We start from the raw sequence: 13,879 nt of genomic DNA, 5'->3' as shown, positions 1-13,879 counted from the left end.
GGCCCTGCCTTCATGCGCGTACACCGGGAAGATCACCCCGGCGGGAAACCTGTTCGACCTGCACGTTCCATGATCGGTTGAGATACGGCTTCTGAACGCGTCATCATCACTGGCCTGATGGTAGGCCCCCGCCTGCCCCGCCTGTGCCCGGCAGAAGTACGTGCGCAGACCACCGGGCGCCCGTACTGCCCGAAGTGCTTCACGATCGACGCCCAGACAGGCCCGTGCGCAGTCCGACTCCTGGGACGCCGGGCGGCCGACCTGACTCCGGTCACGGCGACGCCCCCGGCATGCCCGGCCTCTCCCTGAGTAGTGACCGAGTCATGCCGGGTTCGGCGAGTGGCTTGCGAGGGCTCTCAACGCTCGCGGTCTGGCCTGTCGATCGGTGTGCCGCTCATCTCCGATGTCCTCGGCTTGAAGCCTCTGACGGCCCAGTCGTTCGCGTTTCGAGCGCCGGAACAGCGGCGGGTGCATGCCGCCGAGCCCGATGCGTCCCACCCTTCCCCCCGGGCAGCATTCCGCAGCTCGGCCACCTCGCGAGCAGAGCAGTCCTGATCAGCTTCCGCCCTGGTAACCCCTCACGGACTCCTCTCCGACAGAGCACGCTCCACCGGCCAGCCATAGTGCAGCCGCTGTCGCAGCCAGTGCTTTGACCCCCAGCAATATCAATCTCAGCGGCACTCTCTGCACCGCAACCACTCATACTCACAGACTCCGCCCCGAGCCTGTGGCCGATAGGCTCTCCTGTCAGTCCATGGCCATGTCAGCAGGTGACGGGGGTTCGATACAGCATGTCCTTTGGGAGTGAGCATCAGTTGCCGTCGGAGGTTCGGGCGGAACTGGCGCGTACGGAGCGAGCGAGAATCGATCAGTTGGTGTGGCCAGTCCTGACTGTCCTCTTGGCGGTCGTGGCGGGCTTCATGCTGCTGATTCCGGCTGACTTCCACGAGACGGTCGTGCGCTCGAGCGGGCTGCAGCAGACCCTCTCCCTGAAGTGCGGCTCCGTCATATCTCCGCATGCGGAGGCAACGGAGGACGGGTACTCCAGCTATCGCGGCCAGTGCACCGCGCAGCGGACCCAGCGGGCCGGCTATGCCGGGCTCGCGCTCGCGGGCGCTCTCGTCTCCACGGCGGTCGGCGTCCTCGTCCAGCGTAGAAAGCCGAGTCCTGCCGCATCCTGAGCGCCGGTTCTTCGCTTTTGATGGTCCCCGCTCACCCAACGTATCGGTCGTGTCCCGCGTCGTGGTGTAGGGGATCAAGCGTTACGCGTTCCGGTTCGAGGCCCATGACGATCTCCGTGGAGGCGGCAGTCCACGAGGTGCCCTGCTGGGGCGAGTTGAAGCCTCGCTCCGGCGGGGCCACCGGCCCCGACCTGCGGATTCCGGCGCCTTGATCGCCTACACCACGAAGCGGGACGCCATCAACGTATCCCGCAGGCGCACCCCGCGGCGGCTTCGAAACAGCGATCAGGGAGTGCCCAGGTCAGGCCTATTGGCGCGGTGGATCTCCTCACTGCGTGCCTTCGTCCACGTCCGAAGCTGCGTCCCACCGGCCTCGGCAGTCAGGGTGATGCTCACCCCTTCCCGGCTGCCATGGGTCCAGCTGCGGAACTTGACCAGCGCCACCGCCCGCTCCGCCCAGGTTCCCTCGGCGCACGGGCCGCCGTCCCGGAGCGTCATCCGGACCTGGAAACGCTCCGCCCTGCCCGCTCCGGCGGCGCCCGGCCGGCCCGCGTCCGGGGTGTTCACCGCTGTGCCTCGTTCCGCCGCTCGGACTCCGCGAGCCTGGAGACCATGGCCCCGCCCCGGCGGTGTCGCCCTCCGTGTGCGCGAGGCATGAAGGCGGGCCTGGCCCACGATTCCCGGAGTGTTTTCCGTCCCCGACAATGCCCCTGTGGACTCAACGACGTTGCTGGGCCTCGTCGGCATCGGCGGCACGCTTCTTGGCACGGTGGTCGGAGCGGCTGGAACGCTGGGCTCGGCCAGGATCACCAGCCGGGCACAGACGACCGCGGAGGAACAGAAAGCCCGTCGCCAGGCGTACGGCGCGTGTGCGACGGCTCTCCTCGCCAGGCGGGACGCGGCAGCCGCGCTCTTGGACGTGTTCAAGAGCGACGACTTCGACCAGGCCGCCGTGCAGGCACGGCTTCAGGAGGTCGACGAGCAGCGTGCCGCGGTCGCGCGGACCGTCGGTGCCGTAGCCATCGAGGGCCCGTACGACGTCGCCAACGGTGCCGAGTACGCGGCGAAAGCCATCGAGCTTCTGTCCGGACGTATCCGCGACTGGGCTGCGGAAGTCGCTGGTGGCCGCGACCGCCACGAACTGCTCCAGAGCCAGCTGCAGTTTGCCCATCGGGACCAGGGCGACATGGAGCTGATGCTCGACAACTTCACCGCCGGGTGCCGCAGGGTACTCCGCCCCACTGAGCGGGACCGGCCAACACGTAGGGGCCTCCTGCGACGCCGCTGAGCGCTCGCCTACGGCTCGAATGCCAGCTGCCCGGAGGCTTCGAGGGCGGTGCGGCGGGCTCGGAGCAGGCTGTTAGGCCCAGTACTCCCGAAGCTGCCGCGAAGTGACAAGTAGCTCTGTGTAATCGACAGGCTGCCGACGGGCTTCCTCGTGCGCCGCTACGTCATGGTTCGTCAGATGCTGTAGGCACCTGGCGGTACTCCGTTGGCAGTTCCGTACTCGGTGAGGGCCAGTACCCCTGTTCCGCGCATCGGGACGTCGGAGCCGATGGTCAGGGGGCTGAGGCCGATGGCCTGGGCGAGAGCCGGAGCCATATCGAACACCGCCCACTTCCATTCGTCTTCCTCGTCTTCCGAGGCGTGGGCCGCGTCCCAATCGGGAGACAGTCCCAGTTCGACGCGGCGCTCCCGCTCGTACGGCAGGGGGTCGCCGATGGTCAGCAGGTAGTCATCGCCGTCGCCGGTCTCGCTGTAGCGACGGATGACGACACCGTTCTCGGCGACGACCCACGCGGATCCGTCCCCCTGGGCGCCGTAGTAGTACGCCTGCGCTTGGCCGTAATGGGTGCTGAGTCTCTCGCAGGCCCCGAGTACTTCGTCGGCGCGTTCGTCGTCGATCGGGTCACACCATCGGCCGGCCACGAAGGTCCAGCCGTCGAGCTCAGGGCTGACGAATACCCGGGAAGAAGCACCCGGGGCCATCTGCCGGCCCGTCGTGGCTGTCGGCGTCAACGACATCGTTGGCCAGCGCGAAGGTGACTGGTCGCGGCTGGGTCAGGCCGAGGAGATCCATGATTCCCTGCTGATCTCCGGTAGGGACTGCGATCCAGTGGATCCAGCAGCCCGACAGCGGCTCGGGGCGGTCGGCGAGAAGCTTGATACGGATCAGGCGTTCGACGGCTGCCCGGTCTCGGGCGGACAGGCCGTCCTCGCCGACAATCTCTGCGAGGACGGTCAAGGCTGCAGCACGCAGCCGCCCGGGCCCCGCGCGGCGGATTTCCTGCAGCAACGGCACGATGGACTGGCCCCAGGAGGTCAGGACGTACCGAGCCCGACTTCCGGTCCGAACGTATGGGTCGCTGAGGAGGGGAAGCAGAGCTTTCACGGCCCGGGGATCTCCTGCCCCGTGCGACTGGATGCCGCCCACAGCGTTCCTTCGGACGGTTGCCTCAGGATGGGACAACGAGGCCAGGTGCAGGGCCAACTCATCCGGCTCAGCGCCGGACTTGGACTCCTGCTCCTTGCGCGTGTGGGCAGCCGTTTCGTCAGGAATGGCGATCTCCCTCATGGCGGGTTGTACGGGCCTGCGTCTGCGACAAGGCAATGCGGCGCCGTGCGAGATCGACATCGGTGATCTTCACGGTAAGGGCGTCGCCAACCTTGACGACGTCTCCGGGCGATTCATCCAGCTCGCTGGTGTGCACGAGCCCCTCGAAGCCGTCCTCTCGGTCTTCGATGCGCACGAAGACGCCGAACGGCACGATCTTGGTGACCGGTCCGGTGACCACCTGTCCGATCCGCTGCGCTACCTGCGGCCACGGGTCTTCCTGCACTGCTCGGAGCGACAGCGGCACCCGTTCCCGGACCATGTCGACATCGAGGACCTCGGCTGTGACCTCCTGGCCGACGCTGACGACGTCGGACGGGTGGTTGAACGGACGCCAGGAGAGCTCCGGAATATTGATCATCGCGGTGAAGCCGCCGATGGCCACGAACGTGACGCCGAAGCTGGCGATGGTCGTCACCGTGCCGGTGACGACCTGGCCGCGCCGCAGGGTCTTCAGGAAGGCCCAGTCTCGGTCGCTTGGCGTCGGCTCGGTCTGCCAGCGTGCGCGGAGAACACCGTCGCTGTCGGGCAGTACAGCGGTGAACAGCGGGTGCCGCTCATCGGTAGCCAGGGATACGACGCCGGCAGCACACGCGCCGGTGATCTGGGAGGTCACTGCCTCGAACTGAGTCTCGTCCACGACCGTGCTGGTGATCCGCCCGTCCTCGTCCTCCCAGATGATTTCCATCAGGCCCTTCCCGGGCAGAGAGGTCATGGCCGCGTCGACGTCGGTGAGCAGGTCCGGCCAGACCGCCAGCTGGGCGCGAGGGGTCAGCTGGGAGCGCACCGCCGCGATGTTGTCGCGGGTGAGGCGGTGCCACCGGGAGGCGTTCGCGGCGTAGGTCTCCTCCAGGAACGTGGCGCGGTGGGCGCTGACCGTCCAGTGCAGGCGGGCCCAGAAGTCGGCGTCGGCCGGGCGCTGCTCGTGCAGGGGGTCGTCGGGGGCGAAGTTGTACGGTGATGCGTCCAGGCGTTCCGGGAACAGGCCGAGCGAGCAGGTGCGGGCCAGCGCTGTTTCGCAGGGCTGGTTGCTGCCGACGTAGAGGTACTGGTCCCATCCGACGTGGACGGCGAATGTTCCCTCCACCTCCAAACGGCACCAGGCGCCGTTGTCGCGGAGCATGGCACGGACGAGTTCCAGGCCGACCGAGATCGGCACCAGCGCACCGTCGTGGAAACCGGTGGGACCGGCCGGGAACAGGTCGGCCAGACCGTAGCCGTCGACCGGTGGCTCCAAGCCGAAGTGGGCGAAGCCTCCGATCTGCGGTTCGCGGATGGCCAGCTGGTCGACACCGGTCTCTTCGGCGAAGGCGGCAACGGCCTGCAGGTAGGCGGCTTCGACCGGTCCGTGGTCACTGGTCGCGGGCTGGGCGCCAGTGTAGTGGCCGTGCTCATCGCGGTCGGCAGAGTCGTACTTGGTGACCTGGTAGACGTAGGGCAGCACGTCACTGCCCGCCGGAGGTCGAAGGCGCGGGTGCGTTCTGGTGCCGCTCAAGGACGCGGTAGACCGTGGCGCGGCTGACGGAGAAGAGCTCGGCGAGGTCGGCGATGGTGTGCTCGCCGGACTGGTGCTGCTGGACCAGGTGGGTCTGCTGGCGGGCCGTGAGCTTGGGCTGCTTCCCCTTGAGTTTGCCTTTGGCCCGCGCCACCGCCATGCCTTCGCGGGTGCGCATGCCCAGCAGATCGACCTCGAACTCGGCGAAGGTGGCCAGGATGTTGAAGAACATCTTGCCCATCGGGTCGGCGGGGTCGTACAGGGTGCCGCCCAGTGAGAGCTTGACGCCGCGGGCGGTGAGGGAATCGCCGATGTCGCGGGCGTCGGGTACCGAGCGTGCGAGGCGGTCGAGCTTCGGGACGACGAGGGTGTCGCCGGCGCGCACGGCCGCGAGGGCCTGGGCCAGGCCCGGCCGGTCGCGGTTGGTTCCGGTCAGTCCGTGGTCCAGGTAGATCCGGTCCTTCGGGACGTCCAGGCCAAGCAGGATCTCGCGCTGGGCGGTGAGGTCTTGCTTGTCCAGACTGCATCTCGCGTAGCCGACGCGTTCACTCATTCCCGGAGCGTACGATAAGCCCCCGCTCAGCGTACAGATCACCGGACACCCTAAATGAGACGCCGTCAGCACAGGTCGATCCTCCTGACCGAGCAAGATCACGATTGTTCGGTGGGGGTTCCCCTAGCGACCGTTTCCATCGCCCGCCGGGGGCCTGGCAATGCACAGGTCGGCTAGGGCCTCAGCCGCCCGCACGCGCAGGTCGTCGTCCAGGGCACTGTCCTCGGCGAAGCGGAGCAACAAATCGACACCCGCCCGCTCATGCCCCTCCATGAACGTCAGGGCCCCGGCTGCCCCCACACGCGGGAAGCCGTCCAGGGCAGTGTCCTCGGCGAAGTGACCGAGCAAGTCGGCTCCCGCCTGCTCATGCCCCTCAACTTCGGCCAGAGCCGCGGCCGCCCGCACGCGCAGGTCGTCGTCCAGGGCAGTGTCCTCAGCGAGGCGGAGCAGCAGGTCGGCCCCAGCCTGCTCGTGCCCCCGCATCCCGGACAATGCCTTAGCCCCCCACACGCGGTGGGAGTGATCCAGGTTGGCGTCCTCGGCGGCCCGGGCGAGCAGCTCGGCCCCCGCCTGCTGGGTGACGTCCACTGCACCCTCACGGAATCCCACATAGAACATACAGATACCGAGGTTGGTGGATGAGTGGGCGATGTCGGCCTCGTACGCGGCCAGGTTTGTCCGTGTGCGAGTGCGGTGTCGCCAGCCTCCTGGCGCGCTCAGCTTCCTCCAGGTCTTCACCGACTCTTCCGTGGCGGCCAGTGCGTTCTCCCATCGATCCGTCTTGGCCAGGCGGATGCCGAGCTGGTTCAGGGATATTGCCAGGTCGGGCCCGTGTGTGACTGGATCGGTCTGCGCGAGCCGCCGATAGATCTCCACCGTCTGCTGGCTGGCTGTCACGGCTTCCTCCAACTGCCCCGCTTTCGTCAGAAAGATGGCAAGGTTATTCAACGAGCGGACAAGGCGAGGCTCGTGTGCGGTCAGGTCGGCCTGCGCCAGCCGTCGGCAGACGCTGACTGCCTGCTCGGCGGCCTCCAACCTTCCGTCCAACCGTCCTGCCTCGTCCATGTGGGCCGCACGGCTAATGAGCGCCTCCGCGAGTTCTGGCTCGTAGACGGGTCGGTTCGTCTCCGTAAGCCGCTGGTAGATCTCCACCGCCTGTTCGAGGGCGGTTAGGGTCTCCTGCCGCCGCCCCGCCTTGGACAAGGCGAAAGCCAGGCTAGTCAGCGACTTGGCGAAGTCAGGCTCGTAGACGGGTCGGTTCGTCTCAGTGAGCCGCCGGTTGATCTCCACCGCCTGTTCGGCGGCGGTTGGGGCCTCCTGCTGCCGCCCCGCCGCGATCAGGGTGGCGGAGAGGTTGGTCAGCGCCTCCGCGAGTTTGGGCTCGTAGACGGCTGGGCGCGCTTGCGCGAGCCGCTGGTAGATCTCCACCGCCTGTTCGATGGCGGTTAGGGCCTCCTGCTGCCGCCCCGCGTTGGACAGGGCGAGAGCGAGGCAGCTCAGCGCCTCCGCGAGCTTGGGCTCGTAGACGACTGGGTCCGTCGGCACGAACCGTCGGTAGATCCTCACCGCCTGCTCCGTGGCCTCGAATGCCTCCTGCGACGACCCCATCGCGGTCAGGGCGGCTGCAAGATCAGACATGGACTCGGCGAGGTCGACATTGAGCAAGCTCAACGGTGCGAGGCGCCGATGGATCTCCAGCGCTTCCTCGACAGCCCGCTGAGCCTCCTCGTACCTCCCCACCTTCCTCAGACAATCTCCAAGGCGGGTCAGCGATATCGCAAGGTCGGCCAGCGGGGCGGCAGCGGCCCCGGCCCAGTCAACCATTTTTATCTTCCGAAGTCGCCAAAGGCCCCGCCGTGTTAACACTCGGCGTCGGCGGACCGCCACCGCCTCCGCGGCAGCCCGCAAAGCGGCCTTGTGCTGCCCCACCGTTGACAGGCCCCTGCTGAGGTTGGACAGCCTGTTGGCGAGGCCGGGCTCGTGGGCGTCCCGGTCGGCCTGCGCCAGCTGCCGCAGGAGCTCAACTGCCTGGCCTTCGGCTTCGACGGCTTGGTTATGGTTGCCGGCGTACCACTGGCGTAATGCAAGCACGCCGTACAGGCGGGCTTGCTCGGCAAGGTCACCGGTGGCGGCTATGCGGTGGGGGGTAAGGCGGTGGGTCAGGGCGGCGATGCCAAGATCAAGGTCGGTGCGCCGCGAGGAGAAACGGGCTTCGATGGCTTCCAGGAGTGCGGGGTCGACGTCCTTGAGGCTAGCGAGGGCGGTCAGCGCCGCACTGCCGGCGTCGAGGGCGAGTTGGGGGTCGCGGTGGAGCAGGGGATACAGGTGTAAGGGACCAATGTGGTCCCAGCGTTCGGCGGCGGCGGCGAGGAAAGTTATCGCGCGGGCGGTGTGGGTGGGTGCTGACCCGTCTAGCTCTCGGGTGATGAGCACCTCGATCACCTCGCTCGCCCACGGGGTCGGGGAATGATCCTGCACGTCGTGTCCGGGCAGGGCGAGGGCGAGGAAGTCCTCGGCGAGACGGTCGGGCAGGAGCGGTTCCAGTACCTTGTTCGCCTCACTGGGCGGGTAACACACCGCGTGGTCGTGGAGGACTCGGTCAGGGTGTGTCTCTAGGCCCAGGCTGCGCAGGATGGCCGTGCCCTGATGGTGCGGCGTCGCGCCGGTGAGGGCGGCGGCGAACACGGCTCGACGCATCACATGCGGTGGTGTCTTGTAGTCCAGGCCCTCGACGTCGCTCTCGTACAGCAGCTGCCAGTGCCTGCGTTCGCGCTTCAACAGGTAGGCCGACAGGCCAGCCATGTCCGCGGGGGGCCGGTCGCCATGGACGTAGGCGTCGACGGCGGCCAGGGCGGCCATGTGCAGGGCCAGGATCAGCCCGAAGTCGGCATGGTGAAGCGGGCCGGGGGGCCCTATTCGGCTGGGGTCGGGCAGGCCGTAGCGGGCGGCGAAGCAGTCGCGGGCGACCGCGAACATCCGCTCCCGTTCTCCGGCCGCGTCCCCGACAGGCACCGGTTGAAGTGTGTACTGGTCAGTTGCCACGTGCAGCTCCTCCAGGGCGGACTCCACCGGAGCCCACGGATGGGCTGAGCGGGCCAGCAGCAGCAGGCGGGTGGGGATCCGGTGGTGGAGCAGGGTGTTACTGAAAAGCCAGTTCAGGTGCGTCAGCGGCCACCGGTCGGCGTAGTCCACCACCAGCAGTACCCCGGCCGCGCTGTCCAGGCGCAAGTCGACACTCTGCGGGGGCGGGGTGGACGTGCCTTTGCCGTGAACCACCGTCACGACCTTCCATCCCTCGGCAGCGCTGCGGGTGGCGAACTCGGCGGCCAGACGGGTCTTGCCCTGCCCGCCGGGAGCATGCAGCCATCGGGCGGCCATCCGCGGGCCGGCCGCGTCCCTCCAGGTCTCCAAATCGGCCTGTTCCTGGTCGCGTCCGGTGAAGTCGACGACCCGGGAGCGGGCGGCGAGCAGGCGGCTGGGCTGCGCCAGCAGCCACGCGGTGTCCTCCTTCCCCTGCTGGGGCTGATGTCCGGTCAGCCGGTAGACCGGACCGCGGTCTTGGAAGACATGCAGATCGGCGGGGCCGTTCACTACGTATACGGTCGCGGCGTCCTGTGCACGGATCACGTGGTGGGGGCCCTCGTCGCCCTGCGGAGGTGTGCCTGGTCCGCTCACTGGTCGTCGCCGGTGCTCGTGTCGTCCGCGCGGTGCGGGGGCCGCACCTGGTCGATGCTGGTCGCGTACTCTTTGACGTCGCGTCCCGCCACGTTGACCTTGCTGTTGTCGCGGGCGGTGATGTTGTACCGCTGCACCCATTGCTGCTGTGGCTGGGGCAGTGCCCGGTTGATCTGATCTATCAGGGTTTGGAGTTCGTCCGTGGCGTCCGGGCGTTCGTGCAGGAGGTCTTCCAGGTCTTCTCGCCACCTGGTCACCTGGCCCTCACGGGCAGCTTCGGTCCCTTCACGTGTTACACGGGCGACGCTACGGTCCAGCTGGCCCTCAATCTCTCGCGGGTCCCTGCCACGGCGCTGGAAGAACTGCACGGTCCGGATGCGGGCAGTCTGCCAGGCATCGGTGGTCATGGCCGCGACGATCGCTGCGCCTCCGGTCTGGGCGAGGTAGTTCAGTGCTTCCGGATCCATCGGATCTCCTTGATGAGGTGGCTGCGGTTCAGGTCGTGGGGGTGCCGAGGAGCAGGCGTGAGGTCATGTCGAGGCGGACCTCGCCGTAGGGGCGGACATGAGTCCAGAAGAGCGGGGTCAGGCCGCGTCGGTCGGCGGACGTGAGCAGGCCGGCCCATGCGGGTTCGGCGAGGACGTCCTGGAGCATGAGGGTGTTGACGTACACCAGCGACGCCTGCATGTAGGTGGTGTTCCCGGCCTTGGCGTACCGCTGCACCAACTGCAGCGCCTCGATCACCGGCCGGTGGGAGGAGTTGTTCGAGCGGAACTCCAAGACGCCCAGCAGCTCGGTCAGGCCCCGCCGGTAGTGGTTGGTGTACGACGCCTTCAGCGTGGTCTGCACCGTCCGCCGGTACACCGGCCCCTTCGTCTTGTATTCGTGGACCAGCTCCTTCAGCGTCTGTTCGCCCCCGCGTACCGCAGGAAAGACGACCTCGCGGACCTCGCCGTCCGGCTCGGCCAGGGCCGCCTCGGCGATGTGGAACAGGATGTTCTCCTTGCCCGACACCCGCTTGAACGCGTTGATCAGTTCTTGCGTCACCTTCTGCTCGGCGCGGGCACCGATCCGGTGCACCGTGACGATCAGGAGGTCGACCAACGAGTCGGTCACCTCCCGCTCCCGCTCCACCAGCAGTGCGGCAAGCAGCGTCACCGCCGCCTCCGGTGAGCGCCGACGCAGGTGGGACGGCGACTCGACGGCCACCCGCTGCCGCCAGGAGGCCAGTACCTTCGGTGTAACGTCGGCGAACAGCGACGCCGGAAGACCGATCGCCCGGATCGCGGTCAGCTTGCGGATCTCCCGCAGCATCGACTCCAGGCTCACGTTCCCCGGCATCGCCTTGACCAGGGCCAGTACGGACTCCCCGTCGCCCCCCTCGTCCTCCTCGGCGCCCTCCGATTCACCTGCGACGCCCGCCACCACCAGGGCCAGGACCCGGGCCCGCACCTCCGGCGTCAGCCGGGCAGCGATCGTGGCGAACCAGCTCTCCTCCGCGGCGCGCAGGGCCGACCGCACCATCCGTGTGATCCGGTCCGGCGCCGGCGGCTCGATGCACTCCTCACGGCAGTGCTTCAGCAGCTCCCCGCGCACCCGGTCCGCATGCCGCTCCGCGTGCGCCGCGTTCCCGGCCAGCCAAGCCGTCAGCTTCTCCGCGTCCTGCACCGAGCACACCCGGAACCCCAGATGCTCGCGTATCTGGGCCCGGTGGTACTCGATCGTCCGCCCGGACCACTCGTATAGGCCGAAGTCCGCGGCAGGCCCCTTCATCTGCCGCGCGACGAAGGCGACCGCCTCGTCCGGGAACTTCGCCCGGCCCCGGGGAAACCCGCCATGCCGGGTGTAGTACTTCAGCAGCAGCGCGAATCCCAGCCGCGTCGGGCCGCGCCTGCCCGTCACCAGTTCTAGCTCGTCATCGAGCACCGTCCAGTCCTCGACCAGCTCGTCCATCCCCACCGGCTGTCGCCCCACGAGCGCACATGATGCCGAACACCCCAGTCAGTACCGGCCAGTACGGCGAAAGAGCCGCAGGCGATCAACCGCTATTGCGGCTGGTGACATGTTCGTTAAGTACACGACGGCCGTGGGTTCAGCGTGACTGAGGGACTTTCACCGGGAACCCACGGCGTCTTCTGCACGTGCGCTCGGAAGTGCGGTGGGTTCGTCGTCGCTGAGTTTAGTGAGCGGGGCAGGTACCTGCGGCAGCTGTCACCCATCGACGCTCAGCGATCGCGCGGTCGCCCGATTCGGCAGGGCTTCTTCGCACCGATGCAAATCCCTTGGGCAGCCGGGCAGTTGACGCCGTAGTCTCCCCGGATGACTACCGTTTCCGTCGAAGATCTCGCACGTGCATGCAAATCTGTCGGCGACCTGCTCGTCGAGGTCCGCCCCGAGCAGTGGAAGGAGCCGACGCCGTGCACGGAATGGAACGTGCGCGAGGTGGTGGCCCACCTGGTCGGCATGGACCTGGTGTTCGCAGCCATGATCGAGGGTGGCCCGATGCCCGAGCGCGGAGCAGACCCCCTCGGTGACGACCCGGTCGGAGCCTACCGGTCCTCCAGCGCTTCACTGCTGGCCGCTTTCTCCCGTCCCGGGGTGCTTGAGCGGAGTTATCGCGGACCCTTGGGGAGCGCCACGGGCGCCGAGCGCTTGCAGATCCGCCTGTACGACCTGCTCGCTCACGGATGGGACCTCGCCCAGGCCACCGGAATCCCTGCGCTGCTGCCCGAAGACCTTGCCGAGCAGAGCCTGGCGTTCGTTCAGGTCCAATTCTCCGCTCAGTCCCGAACGGGACGATTCGCCGAGCCGCAACCCGTCGAGGAGACCGCTCCGGCCATCGATCGGCTTGCCGCGTTTCTCGGCCGGCCGGTCCCACCGCAGCTGTGAGACCGATCGATGGCAACTGATCGCCCCCGAGCACCTGATGGGCAGGATATTCATTCGTTCCCGGCGCCCCGCTCGATCTGGTCGTCCAGCAAGCTCTGGGCGATGGCCGCATAGCGGCTCGCGGTGGTGTGGGACAAGTTGAAGACCAGGGCGAGATGTAGTGGGTCGGCGTCGGCGGTCAGAGCTTCGTGCAGTACCCGGTCGCCGCGGATGCGTTCGAGGTAGACGCCCTGGTGCAGCAGGTGCCGCTTGAGGTATTCGGGGCTGACGGGCCCGGTTCCCAGGGCTGTCTTCGGGTTGATCAGGACGTGCCGGTTGGGGGTCTTTGGCCACGCGGCCCGACGCTGGCCGAGCCAGGCCAGCAGGGTCTGGTAGGGCAGTTCGCCGAGCCGTTGGGCGTGTCCAGCGATGTTGATCCGGCGGTTGGGCAGGTCGAGGTCGTCCAGGGTGAGACGGCGGATAGCAGTGGCGCGGGCGGCGTGGACGGCAGCCAGGGCGACGATCAGCCGTTGCGCGGGGGTGACGGCGATCCGTTGGACGGCGAGCACTTCGGCGTCGGTCATCGGCAGCAGGCTGCGTGGGATGTCTTCTGCCTTGAGTCGGATGGTGGGGTTGGCGAAGATCAGGCCGCGCTTCTTGGCGAAGCGGAACAGTGAGCGCAGTGCCGCGATGGCGTTGCGACGCTGCCATCCACGCAGGGGTGACAGCGCGGTCGTGACGTCGGCAACGGTGATCTCGCGCAGGTGCCCGCGGGTCGTCGCCCAGTTCTCCAGCAGGGGCTGGACACAGCCGAAGTAGACGTAGAGACAGGTGCGGGACCGTGGCTTGGCACGGCTGTCGCCGTCGAGGAGGACCAGCAGCCAGGCGCGGACGTCGCTGGCGAAGCCGGCGGGCAGTTCGCCGGTGCGGTCGTCGATCCAGGAGCGGATCGCCAAGGCGCTGTCATCTTCCAGAAGGTCCAGGTCGGCGAGGACCTCGGCGACCCGAAAACTGGAAGCGTGTCGAGGTATTCGCGTGCGGATTTCGGTGAGCTTCACGGGCTTGCCGGGCGGGCGGTGCTCCAGCACCGCCGTCAGGCCGTCCATCGCGCACCGCACGAGCGACGGCGACCATCCGTTGGCCTCGCCGAGCTGCTTGGCGCGGGCCGCAGCCGACCGTAGCGCGAGGTTGTCCGAGGTCAAGGCGGGGTGCTGCCAGCGCGGCGGGGGCGGTACGCCCGCCTTGCGCCGGTAGTAGGAGGCCAGCCCCCGGCACTTGTTGTCGCAGTACGCCCGGTCCCGCCGCGAGCCCTCGGGCAGCAGCTTGCCGCAGTGCACACAGTTCATCGCGGTGGCAGAGACCTGCCTATGCGAGGACGCGGGGCGACGGCGCGCGGCTGGCCCTGCCCTTGCCGGAAACCTCGTCCACCCAGGTCACGCGGCATGTTCGTACTCGTGGAGAATGCCACCCAGGCGTTCACGCCTTCGTATGTC

At 68.0% G+C, this 13,879-nt stretch carries 12 protein-coding genes; 3 read left to right on the top strand and 9 right to left on the bottom strand.

Annotation, left to right across the window (positions count from 1 at the left end; translation table 11 throughout):
- The first annotated feature begins 872 nt into the window (after positions 1-872).
- A complete protein-coding gene (locus ACZ4EG_RS46175) occupies positions 873-1,181 on the top strand; it encodes a hypothetical protein (protein WP_453561560.1) in 309 nt (102 codons plus the stop codon).
- Positions 1,182-1,466: 285 nt separating this feature from the next.
- On the opposite strand, the gene ACZ4EG_RS46170 is transcribed toward ACZ4EG_RS46175, so the two are convergent.
- Positions 1,467-1,748 (bottom strand): hypothetical protein, encoded by a 282-nt coding sequence (locus ACZ4EG_RS46170; RefSeq protein WP_467795004.1) that lies wholly within the window; start codon positions 1,746-1,748, stop codon positions 1,467-1,469.
- Positions 1,749-1,893: 145 nt separating this feature from the next.
- Between ACZ4EG_RS46170 and ACZ4EG_RS46165 the strand changes: the two genes are divergently transcribed.
- Entirely contained in the window at positions 1,894-2,469 is a 576-nt protein-coding gene (locus ACZ4EG_RS46165) for a hypothetical protein (protein ID WP_467795003.1), read from the top strand.
- A 173-nt stretch (positions 2,470-2,642) separates the two neighbouring features.
- Here the strand turns inward: ACZ4EG_RS46165 and ACZ4EG_RS46160 are convergent, their stop codons facing one another.
- The 7 genes from ACZ4EG_RS46160 to ACZ4EG_RS46130 form a co-directional block, all read right to left on the bottom strand.
- Entirely contained in the window at positions 2,643-3,110 is a 468-nt protein-coding gene (locus ACZ4EG_RS46160; protein ID WP_467795002.1) for a hypothetical protein, read from the bottom strand.
- 19 nt (positions 3,111-3,129) lie between these two features.
- Positions 3,130-3,756: a HEAT repeat domain-containing protein gene (locus ACZ4EG_RS46155; RefSeq protein WP_467795001.1), complete on the bottom strand. Its 627-nt coding sequence runs from the start codon at positions 3,754-3,756 to the stop codon at positions 3,130-3,132.
- Positions 3,734-5,290, bottom strand: a complete 1,557-nt coding sequence (locus ACZ4EG_RS46150; protein ID WP_467795000.1) for a S1 RNA-binding domain-containing protein — start codon at positions 5,288-5,290, stop codon at positions 3,734-3,736. The genes ACZ4EG_RS46155 and ACZ4EG_RS46150 overlap by 23 nt, the downstream gene beginning before the upstream one ends.
- The gene (locus tag ACZ4EG_RS46145; RefSeq protein ID WP_453561552.1) at positions 5,241-5,843 is read right to left on the bottom strand and encodes a recombinase family protein; all 603 of its coding nucleotides are present in this window, start codon (positions 5,841-5,843) and stop codon (positions 5,241-5,243) included. The genes ACZ4EG_RS46150 and ACZ4EG_RS46145 overlap by 50 nt, the downstream gene beginning before the upstream one ends.
- Before the next feature lie 123 nt (positions 5,844-5,966).
- Positions 5,967-9,434 (bottom strand): tetratricopeptide repeat protein, encoded by a 3,468-nt coding sequence (locus ACZ4EG_RS46140; RefSeq protein WP_467794999.1) that lies wholly within the window; start codon positions 9,432-9,434, stop codon positions 5,967-5,969.
- Between the two features lie 80 nt (positions 9,435-9,514).
- Complete coding sequence (locus tag ACZ4EG_RS46135) at positions 9,515-9,985, bottom strand: hypothetical protein (protein WP_467794998.1); 471 nt, start codon at positions 9,983-9,985, stop codon at positions 9,515-9,517.
- 28 nt (positions 9,986-10,013) lie between these two features.
- Positions 10,014-11,492, bottom strand: a complete 1,479-nt coding sequence (locus ACZ4EG_RS46130) for a DUF4158 domain-containing protein (protein WP_467794997.1) — start codon at positions 11,490-11,492, stop codon at positions 10,014-10,016.
- 345 nt (positions 11,493-11,837) lie between these two features.
- On the opposite strand from ACZ4EG_RS46130, the gene ACZ4EG_RS46125 reads away from it, so the two are divergent.
- On the top strand, positions 11,838-12,407 hold the full coding sequence (locus ACZ4EG_RS46125; RefSeq protein WP_453561545.1) for a TIGR03086 family metal-binding protein: 570 nt from the start codon (positions 11,838-11,840) through the stop codon (positions 12,405-12,407).
- Between the two features lie 50 nt (positions 12,408-12,457).
- Here ACZ4EG_RS46125 and ACZ4EG_RS46120 read toward each other — a convergent pair whose 3' ends face one another.
- Complete coding sequence (locus ACZ4EG_RS46120; RefSeq protein WP_467794996.1) at positions 12,458-13,732, bottom strand: hypothetical protein; 1,275 nt, start codon at positions 13,730-13,732, stop codon at positions 12,458-12,460.
- Positions 13,733-13,879 lie beyond the last annotated feature (147 nt).

It is taken from the genome of Streptomyces sp. NPDC025638 (genome assembly GCF_055558775.1).
The sequence above is the reverse complement of the archived record's forward strand: the minus strand, read 5'-3'. Positions and strand labels throughout refer to the sequence as shown.

What these genes read in the sequence shown, in the direction of transcription:
- ACZ4EG_RS46155 (WP_467795001.1), bottom strand. Translation starts at nt 3,756, where the DNA reads ATGAGGGAGATCGCCATTCCTGACGAAACGGCTGCCCACACGCGCAAG.
- ACZ4EG_RS46145 (WP_453561552.1), bottom strand. Translation starts at nt 5,843, where the DNA reads ATGAGTGAACGCGTCGGCTACGCGAGATGCAGTCTGGACAAGCAAGAC.
- ACZ4EG_RS46135 (WP_467794998.1), bottom strand. Translation starts at nt 9,985, where the DNA reads ATGGATCCGGAAGCACTGAACTACCTCGCCCAGACCGGAGGCGCAGCG.
- ACZ4EG_RS46125 (WP_453561545.1), top strand. Translation starts at nt 11,838, where the DNA reads ATGACTACCGTTTCCGTCGAAGATCTCGCACGTGCATGCAAATCTGTC.
- ACZ4EG_RS46120 (WP_467794996.1), bottom strand. Translation starts at nt 13,732, where the DNA reads ATGAACTGTGTGCACTGCGGCAAGCTGCTGCCCGAGGGCTCGCGGCGG.